The sequence below is a fragment of the Effusibacillus consociatus genome, from assembly GCF_042652925.1.
Lineage (GTDB): Bacteria > Bacillota > Bacilli > Tumebacillales > Effusibacillaceae > Effusibacillus > Effusibacillus consociatus.
Map to the genome: position 1 here is coordinate 1 of NZ_JBHSHC010000173.1, position 1,099 is coordinate 1,099.

Below are 1,099 nucleotides of genomic sequence, written 5' to 3' on the forward strand. Positions count from 1 at the left end.
ACCGGACACTACTGGTTTCCTTTGGCGGAATTTCTGCAAGACGAAAGCATTCAAGTGGTGGTGGTGAATCCGCATCACGTCAACAAAAGCAAAGAGCTGGAGGATAACTCCCCCACCAAAAACGACTACAAAGATGCCAAAGTCATTGCGGATTTAATCCGGAACGGGAAGTACACCGAACCGAAATTCCCGAAAAGCGTCTATGCCGACTTACGAATTCTCATGAACTTGCGGGAGAAAGTCATGGTGAACTTGGGCCAGGTTCAAAGACGGATTCAAAACTGGCTGGATCGCTTCTTCCCGGAATACACGCAAGTGTTTAAGGATTGGGAAGGAAAAGCATCTCTTCTCACACTGCAAGAGTTTCCAACGCCAAAAGAGATCGTCTCGTTAGGCGCCAACGAGATTCTCAAGCGATGGAAAGTGGAAGTCAAACGAGGGGTAGGTCTGAAAAGAGCCGAGAAGCTGGTTGCGGCTGCAGCCACTTCCATTGGGCTTACAGAAGGTCTTGCAGCAGCCAGAATGGAACTCAAAGCCTTGTTGGAACAGTACGAATTGTTTCTACGTCAACTGGGCGACATCATGAAGCAGGTGGAACAACTCCTAAAGCAGATTCCAGGAAGCGAAGAGATGCTCACTATTCCAGGGGTTGGAATCGTCACATTGGCTGGTTTTCTTGCGGAAGTGGGAGATCTCAAAGGATATGAGCATGGACAGCAGATCATTCGACTCGCCGGTCTGAACCTCAAAGAGAACAGTTCCGGCAAAAAGAAAGGGAGATCCACGATTACGAAACGGGGACGATCCCGGCTTCGAGCCTTGCTGTTCCGGGCGGTGTTGCCGATGATTGCGAAAAACCAGGAATTCAAGGCCTTGCATCACTATTACACCACACGAAGTCAAAATCCGTTGAAAAAGAAACAGTCGGTTATTGCCCTATGTGGAAAGCTCATTCGTGTGCTACACACGTTGGGTACGAGACGAATAAAGTACAATGCCAATGATGTACTGGGCCCGATGCGACAGGCTCAGCTCCAGATGGCAGCTTAAAATGGATTCAAAACTCATCGTATTGGCTCACTTGCCTTAGATGAAGACC

1 protein-coding gene is annotated in these 1,099 nt (G+C 48.7%); it reads left to right on the forward strand.

What is annotated here, in order from left to right; translation table 11 throughout:
• The coding region (locus ACFO8Q_RS23825; protein ID WP_380029871.1) for an IS110 family RNA-guided transposase at positions 1 to 1,050 on the forward strand (1,050 nt) is incomplete at its 5' end.
• Positions 1,051 to 1,099 lie beyond the last annotated feature (49 nt).